This window comes from Tundrisphaera macrotermitis (assembly GCF_051175315.1).
Lineage (GTDB): Bacteria > Planctomycetota > Planctomycetia > Isosphaerales > Isosphaeraceae > Tundrisphaera.
This window is the reverse complement of record NZ_CP195102.1, coordinates 24,444-35,898: the sequence shown is the minus strand read 5'-3', so window position 1 is coordinate 35,898 and position 11,455 is coordinate 24,444. Positions and strand designations below refer to the sequence as shown.

The following is an 11,455-nucleotide window of genomic DNA, read 5'->3' as shown; positions in this document are numbered from 1 at the left end:
AGCGACGCGACCGATCGAGAAATCCCGCGATGTGGCCCGACCCGATCGAGAATCCGTACCTCCTGCTCGTCAACATCCCCCACGCCGTGCTCCCGGACGGCCGACGCGCCGTGGACCAGCTCTGGCTCAAGGATCTCCAGCTCCATCGGAAGTATCTCTCGCGCCTGGAGCTGGCCTCGCCGTTCCGGCCCGGGCCCCCGGTGGCCGGAGAACTGCCGATCGACGACGAGCCGGACCTCGGGACGCTCACCCATCAGCCCGTGCCGATGTCGAAGGACGAGCCGAGGGGGATCATCGATGCCCCGGTGACGTTCCTGCGGCTCTGGAAGGCGGTCGGTCGGGCGGACCTCGTCCATGCCGGGATCGGCGGGTGGCCCTATCCCCTGGGGTGGCCGGCGGCCCTGTTCGCCAAGATGCGGGGCAAGATCCTCCTGGTCAACGTCGAGTCCGCCCCCTGGCGGCTGGGCCTGGAGCCCGGCGCGCGGCTCGTGGATCGGATCCGGGGCGTGGCCTTCGAGACGATGGCCCGCTGGTGCGTCAACCGGGCCGACATCGCCCTGTTCACCCAGGCCGAATACCGCTCCAGCATGCTCAAGCCGGGCCGGCGGCACCTCGGCCACGTCACCCACGCCTCCTGGATCGATGAGGATGTGATCCTCTCCGACGAGGACGCCGGTCGGGCCTGGGACGCCAAGCCGGCCTCGCCCCTGAGGTTGGTCTTCGCCGGCCGGATCACCGGGACCAAGGGGGGCCGGATCCTGATCGAGGCGATCCGCAAGTTGGCCGAGGCCCGGGTCCCGGTCCAGATCGACGTGATGGGATCCGGCGACCTGCTGGAGAGCTTCGACGCCCTGGCGAAAACCCTGGACGGCCCGACCACGGTCCGGCTCCGGGCGCCGGTCCCCTACGACGCGACCTTCTTCTCGGCGATCCGGGAATATCACGGCCTGCTCGTGCCGAGCCTCGCCGACGAGCAGCCCCGGATCATCTATGACGCCTTCTCCCAGGCGGTCCCGGCCATCGCCAGCAACACGGCCGGCATCCGCGACTGCGTCCGGGACGGCGAGACCGGGATCCTGCTGCCCCCCGGCGACGTGGACGCCCTGGCCTCGAAGATCGCCGAGTTGGCCCGCCACCCCCACGGACTCCGCCCGATGGGCCTGGCCGCCCTGGAGGTGGCGCGTCGCCTGACCCACGCGGAGATGCACCGCACCCGCCACGCCCTGCTGCGGAGACGCATCGACGAACTCCGGCCGAAGCCTTCCCGGGCCGGCGCCCATGCCCCGGCTGCGCTCGTCGAGACCTGAGGCGTGGGGGGCTGTTGGCAATTCTCACCATGATTCGTTTCCTCCACGGCCGGGCCGGGTTTCCGCCCACGCGGCGTCGACTCCGCCGGGTCGCTCAGTTAGACTGACAGCCCTGCCCGCGAGCGATCGCGGGGCGGCGCGGAGCGTCGCGACCGAAGCATGGCGGCGCCCCTCGAGTTTGCAGGACGATCCTGGATGAAGGTTCTAGTGACCGGAGGCGCCGGGTTCATCGGCTCCGCCGTCGTCCGCCAGTGGATCCGCGAGACCGATGCGGAAGTCGTCAACGTCGACAAGTTGACCTACGCCGGGAATCTCGCCTCGCTGGCCGAGGTGGTCGACGACCCCCGCCACCACTTCGAGAAGGTCGACATCTGCGACGCCGATGCCATCTCAGGCGTCTTCGAGCGGCATCGGCCCGACGCGGTGATGCACCTGGCCGCCGAGTCGCACGTGGACCGCTCGATCGACGGGCCGGGCGAGTTCATCCGCACCAACGTCACCGGGACGTTCACCCTTTTGCATGCCGCCCGCGCCTACTGGAGCGGCCTGGAAGGCGGGGCGCGGGATCGCTTCCGCTTCCACCACATCTCCACCGACGAGGTCTTCGGCTCGCTGGGCGCCACGGACTTCTTCCGCGAGGACACGCCCTACAGCCCGAACTCGCCCTATTCGGCGAGCAAGGCTTCCTCGGATCACCTGGTCCGGGCCTGGTATCACACGTATGGCCTGCCGACGCTGGTCACCAACTGCTCCAATAACTATGGCCCGTACCATTTCCCCGAGAAACTGATCCCCCTGGTCATCCTCAACGCGGTCGCCGGCAAGCCCCTGCCGATCTACGGCAAGGGGGACAACATCCGCGACTGGCTCTTCGTCGAGGATCACGCCCGGGCCTTGCGGCTGGTCCTGACCGAAGGGAAGGTCGGCGAGACCTACAACATCGGCGGCCACAACGAGCGGACCAATCTGGAGGTCGTCCAGACGATCTGTGCCCTGCTGGATGATCTCCGGCCCGACTCGCCTCACGCCCCCCACGCCAACCTGATCAAGTTCGTCGCGGACCGGCCCGGCCACGACCAGCGGTACGCCATCGACGCCTCGAAGATCCAGCGCGAGCTGGGTTGGACGCCGGCCGAGACCTTCGAAACCGGCCTCCGCAAGACGGTCCTCTGGTATCTGGAGAATGAGCTCTGGTGGCGCGACGTCCAGTCGGGCGGCTATCGCCAGGAACGGCTCGGCCTGGGGGCGAACTCATGACGTCCCCCGCGATCAATCCCCGGGGCATGAAGGGGATCATCCTGGCCGGCGGATCGGGCACGCGGCTCTATCCCCTCACCCGGGTCGTGAGCAAGCAGCTCCTGCCGGTCTACGACAAGCCGATGATCTACTACCCGCTCAGCGTCCTGATGCTGGCGGGCCTGAGCGAGATCCTGATCATCTCGACGCCGCAGGACCTCCCGCGGTTCCGCGAGCTGCTCGGCGACGGGTCCCAGTGGGGCATCCAGCTCTCATACGCCGAGCAGGCGGTCCCCAACGGGCTGGCCCAGGCCTTCGTGATCGGCCGGGAGTTCGTGGGCGACTCGCCCGTGGCCCTGATCCTGGGCGACAACATCTTCCACGGCGACTCGCTCAGCGAGCAGCTCCAGCGGGTCGCAACCTCGCCCGAGGGTGCGACCATCTTCGGCTATCACGTCCAGGACCCCGAACGGTACGGCGTGGCCGAGTTCGACCGCGACGGCAACGTGGTCGACCTCCAGGAGAAGCCCGAAAATCCCCGGTCGAATTACGCCGTCGTCGGCCTCTACTTCTACGATAACGCCGTGCTCGACATCGCCCGCGACCTCGCCCCCTCGAAGCGGGGCGAGTACGAGATCACGGACGTCAATCGGGCGTATCTCCAGGCCGGCAAGCTGAAGCTGGAGATCTTCAGCCGGGGCATGGCCTGGCTCGATACCGGCACGCACGAGGCCCTGCACCAGGCGGCCAACTTCATCCAGGTCGTCGAGCAGCGGCAGGGGCTCAAGATCGCCTGCCTCGAAGAGATTGCCTACCGGATGAAGTTCATCGGCGAGGAGCAGGTCGTCCAGCTCGCCTCCGGCCTCAAGAACGATTACGGCCAGTATCTCCTGGCGATGCTGCGGGAGCCCGTGCGTCCATGAACGTCTCCGAAACCCGCTTGCCGGGCGTCATGCTGATCGAGCCGCGGATCTTCCGCGATGATCGCGGCTACTTTTTGGAGACCTGGAGCCGGGCCGTCCACGGTGCGAAGGGGCTGCCGGAGGTCTACGCCCAGGACAACCTGTCCTGCTCGGCGGTCGGGGTCCTGCGCGGCCTCCACTTCCAGTTCCCCACCGCCCAGGGGAAGCTTGTGAGCGTGATCCGAGGGCGGGTCTGGGATGTGGCCGTGGACATCAGGGTGGGATCGCCCCACTTCGGAAAATGGGTCGGCGAGACCCTGGACGCGGAATCTGGGCGTCAGCTCTACATCCCCGGCGGATTCGCCCACGGATTCCTCGTGATCGGCGATGAGCCCGCGCTCTTCTCCTACAAATGCACCGAGGGGTATGACCCCCAGGGGCAATGCTCGATCGCCTGGGACGACCCGGACCTGGGCATCGAATGGCCCGCGTCGAATCCTCTCCTTTCTCCCAAGGATGCCGATGCCCCGCGCCTTCGCGACATCCCGGAGGAGAGGCTCCCCCGATACGAGCCCGCCGCCTGAGCCCCGCCGAGTCCCGCCGCAGCGACGGCGACCACCCCTGGTTGGATCATGAGCGAAATCATCGGTTGGTCGGCCGCGGCGATCGCCGTCGCTCTCGCGCCCTTCTACCTCCTGCTGGCCTCGGTCCTGGCGGCAGCGGTCCTGGGCCGGCGGGAGAAGAGATCGAGCACGATCTCCCAGTCGCCATCGAAGCGATTCCTGATCATCATCCCCGCCCACGATGAGCAGGACCTGATCGCCACGACGGTCCGAAGTTGCCAGGCCCTCGATTACCCGCCCGACCTCTATTCCATCCACGTGATCGCCGACAATTGCACGGATCGGACCGCCGAGGCGGCCCGAGAGGCGGGGGCGCGGGTCTACGAGCGCTTCAACGTGACCCTTAAAAGCAAGGGCCACGCGTTGGAGGAATTCTTCTCGGCGGTGCCCGAAGCGTCCACTCTGGCCGGGGCTTATGACGCCGCCGTGATCGTCGATGCCGATACGGCCCTCGATGACCAGCTCCTCCGAAGATTCTCCGATTCCCTGGATCGTGGCCATGATTGGATCCAGGCGTATTACACCGTCAGCAACGCCGACGCGACCTGGCGGACTCGCCTGATGACCTATGCATTCAGCCTCACCAATGGGGTTTGGATGCTCGGGCTGGATCGTCTGGGTCTGAGCGTTGGGCTCAAAGGCAATGGGATGTGCTTCTCGCGACAGGGCCTCTCCCGACATCCCTGGCGGGCTCATGGCCTGGTCGAGGACATGGAATTCGCCCTCATGCTCCGCGAGGCCGGAGAACGGATCCACTTCCTCAAGGACGCGATCGTCCGCGGAGAGATCGTCAGCCGGGGCGGGTCTGCCGCGGAGTCTCAGAGAATTCGATGGGAGTCGGGACGGAAATCCCTCCGCGAGTCATTCCTGAGACCAATCGTCGCCTCGACTCGACTTAACCCGATGAAAAAGATTGTGTATATCGTGGATCTTTACTTCCCGCCCTTGGGTCGATTGGCGATGGCGACCGTCCTGCCGGCGGTGATGCTGATCGTTCAGGTCTGGATGGGAAGAAGCGTTCTTGGTTTAGATTTCTTCATTCTCGATATCTATGCCGGCATGATGGTTCTCTTGGCGTTGTATGCCCTGAGCCCACTCGTCGTGATGGATCTCCCCGTCCGCTATCTGAGCGCGTTACTTGCCCTACCCTATTTTCTGTTCTGGAAGGCGTTCAAGACGTTCGGTCGGAAACCCGCTTCCTGGATTCGCACACCAAGAGAGGTTGGAAGGAAGTAGGGCACTTGCCAGTGCGGCATAGAATTTAGGCACTGATGTCACATTCTGGGCGGCAGTGTCGTCCGGCTTCGTGAAATGGATCACAAACCTCCCGCGAAATTCCCGATAATCGAGTATCTAAAGGATCCGAGGTGAACGAAAAGGATGCGGCATCAGGTTGGGAGCATGGATGAAGATCGAATGAAGTTCCTTAAAAGCAACATCTCTCGGCAATCACTGCTCGGAAGAACGTCATGCGAGCCTTGTAGCCAATTGACCCTGTGGAAGCGGTTTGCTAGAGTCGTCCACGGCCAAACCGACTGAGGAGCAATGAACTTCCCATTAAGCCCCTCCTTCTCAATCATGCCTCCCGACTCGATTCTCATTCTCAGGTGACCTCCGGAGAAGCGGAACCGATGAGCAGCATCACTCCTGCACGATTTGGACCTATCGACGTGGATTCATGCATGGCGCCCCCCAGCACTTGCCTGGATGGGATTCCGAATCGGCTTGAGGATGCGACCTCATCCTTGATCGGTTCGATGGCCAAGCGAGCGATCGACTTGGTGGGTGCCATCGGCGGGTTGATCTGCCTCGCCCCGATCATGGGGCTCATCGCCGTCCTGATCCGCCTGGGATCGAAGGGCCCGATTTTGTTCCGCCAGGTTCGGCTGGGACGTGATGGCAAGCCATTCTATTGCTTGAAGTTCCGCACGATGGTCGCCGATGCGGAGAAGAAACTCGACGAATTGGAAAATCTGAACGAGTCGGCGGGCGGCGTCCTCTTCAAGATCAAGGAAGACCCACGAGTAACCGGCTTGGGCCGGATCCTCCGCAAGACGAGCCTCGACGAGCTCCCCCAGCTCTGGAACGTCCTCGTCGGCGAGATGAGCTTAGTCGGTCCTCGGCCGTTGCAACTCCGCGATTGCGATCGGCTCGATGCCAACGATCCGATCGGTTACCAGAAGCGGCTGAAGGTGCTCCCGGGCATCACGGGCCCGTGGCAGGTGGGTGGGCGAAGCGACGTCGATAGCGATCGGATGATGGACCTTGATCTCGACTATGTCGATAACTGGTCCCTCGGCCTGGATTTGCGTATCATCGCTCGGACCGTGGTGGTCGTCGCCCTGGGCCGTGGGGCCTGCTAGATCGTCGAGATCGTGTCACATGGACCTTCGACATCCGTAGCGGTGGAGTCGAGACCACCACGATCCTGAACCGGGGTGCATGCAACCATGTCAGCCATCCAAGATTCACCCCCATCGGGTCCCCAACCCTCGAAGATTCGATCGGGGAAGAGCGGCGTTCATGCCGTCCTGGGTTCTGGATGGGCGTGGATGGCCCTGGCCTGTGTTCTGATCGGGACTGCGGGATGGCTCAGGACTCGCCAGGATCGCCAACTGGGTATCGAGAGAAGTACCTTCCAACCTTGTCCGTTCCAGCTGGAAGACATTCCCCAGCAGTTGGGTTCCTGGAAGAATGAGCCGAGTCTGGCCCGACAACTCGACGACAAGACGGTCCAGATCACGGGATCGACGGATCACCTTGTACGAACCTATGTCGACGATCTCACCGGGGTTCGCTTGTCGCTCCTGGTGCTCTATGGGCCCGCCGAACCGGTGATCCCTCACACCCCCGAGGTGTGTTACCCGGCAACCGGGTTCTCTCCGGACGGGGCTGCGTTGCAACGGGAGATCCCGTATGGCGACAAGTTCGCCGTCTTCCAGGCCGCGATCTACTCGCGTCCCGGGACCCTCGTCAGCGTACGAGAGCGGGCCTATCACTCGTTCCGACTGGATGGCCGGTGGTCTCCCGACGTGGGGCGGGGTATCAAGTTCCACCGGAGCAATCCGGGCCTGTTCAAGGTCCAGATCCAGCGGGGGATGAGTCAGGGGGAGAAGCCTGACAAGAACGAGCCGATCGAGGCGTTCCTGGCCATGCTGATCCCCGATCTGGAACGGAGGATCGCCGAGGGTGATCCATCGGAAGCCTCCGCGGCGAGCCCGATCGCTAAGACGAATCCCGGCGCAGCCCGCGCATCCTCCGCGACATCTCGAACCGATGCGGCTGATGACCGGGCCATCCCCGAGAAGGCGACGCGTTGAGCTCGCCGGATGGCCCGATCCGCTGACCGACCCACCGGACCATGCGAGCGGCGATACCGACCCACCAGCCGCCGACGATCAGCAACGATGCCAGGGCGAAAACCAGGAGGATCACGGGCGAAAGGTAGAGCATCAACGCGATGTGGATGACCCGAGGCCACCGAGATCCAGGACGTTCCACGCGGACGCCGGGTTCGATTCTTCGACTCCTCGTAATCGATGCGATGTCAAGTCGACACGTCATGGCCGGCCTCTCGGGAGATCCCTGATCGGACTATCGCGGAACGGTCTCGGTATGGGCGGAAGGGTCCTGGTGTGAATGGCCTGGGCTTCGAACGTCGTATCGGACGGAATGGCGCTCGCCATCACCTAGAAGTATACTCGATCGAGGCGGGCTGGAAAGTTTCCGCCGGTCGATCCCGGCGTGTCGACGTGCCGCATCAACGGAGACCTTTATCTACGAGAAGCAATTTCATTGATCTCGTTGACCGGCCGCCGATTTGAAACGTACAGTGCAGTGGACGCATCCGAAACGTGCGACGACCACGGGTGCGTCGGATGATCGCTCCCTCCCTCGCCTTCCGATCCCGGGCCGAAGTCCCCGCCTCGACGAGGTTCATCGGGACTCGGAACCGATGACATTCCCGTCGATCTCGCGGCTTCATACTATCCGGTACCTCGCGGCAGATCACCCAAGATGGACTCACACGACTTGAACCGCCCGCTCGTGCCCGCCCGAATGCTCCCGGCGCGAATCGGGGTGGGCGCGGGTTTGCCGGCCACCGTCCAGGCGCAAAGCTCACCGTCTCCGCAGATCATCCGCGCGACCCTGCGAGCCGTGAGGCGATATTGGTGGCTGGTGCTCGGCCTCTGGTCGGTGCTCAGCGTCGGGCTCGCCGCTCTGATCTACCTCAAGGTGCAGCCGCTCTACGAGTCGGAAAGCTATCTGCGGGTCGAAGAGAAGAATTCGCTCTACGTGGGCAACACGAACAACGACCTTTCGATCTTCCTCGAAACGCTGGTGCAGTTGATCAAGAGTTCCAACGTCCTCCAGACCGCGGCCGTCGACCCCGCCGTGGCCGTCCTGCCTCGGATCCGGCAGGCCGATGATGCGGTGTTGGAACTCCGCAAGGCGATCAACGTCCGGACGATTCCGGGCACGTACCTCATCTCGGTCTCGATGGCCTCGCGCGATCCGGGCGAAGCGGCGACCATCGTCAACGCCGTGGTCGACTCGTTCCTCAAGATGAACCGCGAATGGTCCGACGGTCTGACACAGGCCCAGACCGAACGGCTGGAGACCTACCTGGCGACCCTGAAGGCCCAATCCGACGAGCTCGAGAATCGTTGGAAGGAGTTGGCCAAGAAGGGGGACGTCGACAACCAGGTCTTCCAGCAGAATCTGTCGACGCAGAAGTCGGACAACGGCAAGGGCCAGGCGGTGGCGGCGCCCACCAGCGGCTCCATGATGACCATCCAGGAATACAAGACCGTCCAGCGGGAGTACCTCGAAGTCACGCGCGAACTGGCCACCGCCGAGTCGTGGCGCGACCACATCCGCTCCACTCGCGGGTCGGCGATGGCCGAGGGGAACGAGAAGGAAAACCTCGATCAGCAAGTCGTCCGGATGTTCCACACGGACCCTGAGGTCATCGGGACCGGAGACAAGCTGATCGCCCTGCAAGAGAAGATCAACAACGTCAAGAAGGTCTCTCGTGATCCGAACGACCCGGCTCTGCGCCGCCATCGAGAGGCTTTCGAGAACGTCAAGGCCCGATACGATCAGCTCTGGGCGACCAAATCGCCCCAGTTCCGCGATCACATCCTCAAGCGGGGCACCAACCCCGATGATGAGATCCGCGAGGCCGATGAGAAGATCCACAACCTGAAGTTCCGCAAGGCGGCGCTCGAAGAGGAGATGAAGAAACTGCAAGTCGCCTCGTCGAAGATGGCGACCGATGAGGTCGAAATCGCCCTGATCCGGGAGGCCCGGCAGGCGATCAAGGACATGCAGGACACGATACATCGCAAACTCGACGACTTGAAGTTCTCCGCCAAGGACGGGTCGCGAATCCGCCTCACCAACGAAGCGACCAGGGCCGGGCGTCCGCAGTCTGACAATCGGCTCAAGTATCTGGCCATGACGCCGGTCGGCGTCTTGCTGGCGGTGCTCGGCCTGGTCATCGCCCTGGAACTGCGATCGGCCCGCGTCTCCGACCCCGACCTGCTGTCGTCCCGGGTCCGCCATGAGGTGTTCTCGATCGCCCCGCTCCCCAACCTCTCGGGCAACGAGGACGGCCGCTCCGCCCGCGCCGAGCAGAAACTCGCGCGATTCGTCCAGAGCCTCGACCACCTCCGCGTCGCCCTCTGCGACGGCGGCATCCCGGGCCAGGGGCGCGTCGTCCTGATCACCAGCGCCACCGGCGGCGAGGGCAAAACCACGCTGTCGGCCCACCTGGCCGCCCGGTGCGCCAACGCCGGCACGTCGCTCCTCCTGATCGACGCCGACATGCGGCATGCCTCGCTCGGCCGCCTGCTCGACGTCCCGACCGGCCTGGGCTTGGCCGATGTCCTGAACGGCGACATCACGATCGAGGAGGCGATGAGCACCGTGCAGGCGGGCGGATTCTCCTTCCTGTCGGCCGGGACTCCCGGCATCGATCCGAGTCGGATCTTGACCTCCTTCCGCTTCGCCTCCCTGATCGACCAGCTCCGGGGGATGTTCGACCTCGTCCTGATCGACTCCCCGCCGATCCTGCCCGTGCCGGACGCCTTGCTGATGGGCCGCCACGTCGATGGTGTCGTCATGTCGTCGCGTTTCGACGCCAGCCGCCTGCCGATGGTCGAACGGGCGAGCCGACAACTCGCCATGGCCAACATCCCGGTCCTCGGGATGGTCGTGAACGGCGCCCCCGCGTCGTCGACCGACTACGGCAAGTACCATTATGATTATCAATACCCGTCCCGCCGCGCCGGGGCGGAAGGCGAGGCGGATCAGTTCACGGCCTAATCGGGCACGGGACGCGACGGTCCGCAGCGTTGATCCGGGATGATTCCATCGGGGTTAGGCATGTCCATCAAAGAGACCGACATCAATCACGACGACGACTTCGGGCCCGCCCCCGTCGTGGCACGATACCGACCGGCCGACCTCGTCGCCGAGCTGGCCCCGGTCATCGCGGTGGTCGTCGCGATCTGGCTGGCCTACACGCCCAACCTCCAGTCTCTCTACAAGACCTGGATGAACGACCCGGACTACTCGCACGGGTTCCTGGTCATCCCGATCGCCCTGGTCATCATGTGGAAAAGCTGGCCCGGGCTGGCCGATCGATCCCCGTCCCTGGTCGGGTGGGGGCTGGTCGTCGCCGCGCTCGGGGCCCGGCTCTATTTCCACAATCGCGGGAGCCAGTGGTCCGAGACCGCGACCCTGTTCCCTCTGATCGTCGGCCTCGGCCTGGCCCGCCTCGGTTGGAAGATCTTCTTCCGGATCTGGCCGGGCTTCGCCTTCCTGATCTTCCTGTTCCCCTTGCCCGCGGCCATGAACACGCTGCTCTCCCAGCCGTTGCAGAAGATCGCCACCGTCTTCTCGGTCGCGCTGCTGAAGGCGACGGGGCTCTGGGTGATGGCCGAGGGGAACGTCATCATGGTGGACTCCGAACGGCTCGAAGTCCAGGAGGCCTGCAACGGCCTGGCCATGCTGATGAGCCTGGCCGCGACGGTGGTGGCTGCGGCCAGCCTGATCCCCATGTCACACCTCAAGCGGCTGATCCTGCTGGCGAGCGTCGTCCCGGTCGCGCTGCTGAGCAACATCCTGAGGATCACGGCGACCGCCTGGTGCTATCATTCGTTCGGGGCCGAGGTGGGCAGCAAGTATGCCCATGACCTGGCCGGGTGGCTGATGATGCCGACGGCCATGGCACTGGTCGCCCTGGAACTCACGATCGTCTCCTGGCTGATCGTCGAGGCGCCGGCGGATTCACAGAAGCCCCTGTTGATCGGCATCAACCCGGGCGTCGCCAACATGGCCGGAAATTCGTGATGACCGAGCGTTCCTGGGTTTGGGGTGT

The 11,455-nt window shown here is 64.5% G+C and carries 9 protein-coding genes; all 9 read left to right on the top strand.

All coding sequences use genetic code 11. The features are described from left to right. Positions 1–29: 29 nt before the first annotated feature. The 9 genes from TA3x_RS28900 to TA3x_RS28860 all read left to right on the top strand — a co-directional run bounded on the left by TA3x_RS28900 (position 30) and on the right by TA3x_RS28860 (position 11,427). Complete coding sequence (locus TA3x_RS28900) at positions 30–1,307, top strand: glycosyltransferase (protein ID WP_435022628.1); 1,278 nt, start codon at positions 30–32, stop codon at positions 1,305–1,307. Positions 1,308–1,502: 195 nt separating this feature from the next. After that, positions 1,503–2,564: a dTDP-glucose 4,6-dehydratase gene (rfbB, locus tag TA3x_RS28895; protein ID WP_435022626.1), complete on the top strand. Its 1,062-nt coding sequence runs from the start codon at positions 1,503–1,505 to the stop codon at positions 2,562–2,564. A gap of 26 nt (positions 2,565–2,590) precedes the next feature. Next, complete coding sequence (gene rfbA / locus TA3x_RS28890) at positions 2,591–3,466, top strand: glucose-1-phosphate thymidylyltransferase RfbA (RefSeq protein WP_435022698.1); 876 nt, start codon at positions 2,591–2,593, stop codon at positions 3,464–3,466. Continuing rightward, a complete protein-coding gene (gene rfbC / locus TA3x_RS28885) occupies positions 3,463–4,029 on the top strand; it encodes a dTDP-4-dehydrorhamnose 3,5-epimerase (protein WP_435022624.1) in 567 nt (188 codons plus the stop codon). Before rfbA ends, rfbC begins: the two co-directional genes overlap by 4 nt. 48 nt (positions 4,030–4,077) lie before the next feature. After that, the gene (locus TA3x_RS28880; RefSeq protein WP_435022622.1) at positions 4,078–5,304 is read left to right on the top strand and encodes a glycosyltransferase family 2 protein; all 1,227 of its coding nucleotides are present in this window, start codon (positions 4,078–4,080) and stop codon (positions 5,302–5,304) included. A gap of 395 nt (positions 5,305–5,699) precedes the next feature. Further along, entirely contained in the window at positions 5,700–6,431 is a 732-nt protein-coding gene (locus tag TA3x_RS28875; protein WP_435022620.1) for a sugar transferase, read from the top strand. A 189-nt stretch (positions 6,432–6,620) separates the two neighbouring features. After that, positions 6,621–7,388, top strand: a complete 768-nt coding sequence (locus TA3x_RS28870; protein ID WP_435022696.1) for an exosortase-associated EpsI family protein — start codon at positions 6,621–6,623, stop codon at positions 7,386–7,388. Positions 7,389–8,226: 838 nt separating this feature from the next. Then, positions 8,227–10,398 (top strand): polysaccharide biosynthesis tyrosine autokinase, encoded by a 2,172-nt coding sequence (locus TA3x_RS28865; RefSeq protein ID WP_435022694.1) that lies wholly within the window; start codon positions 8,227–8,229, stop codon positions 10,396–10,398. Positions 10,399–10,458: 60 nt separating this feature from the next. After that, positions 10,459–11,427, top strand: coding sequence for an exosortase/archaeosortase family protein (locus tag TA3x_RS28860; protein ID WP_435022692.1), 969 nt, complete (start codon positions 10,459–10,461; stop codon positions 11,425–11,427). The last annotated feature ends 28 nt before the right edge of the window (positions 11,428–11,455 follow it).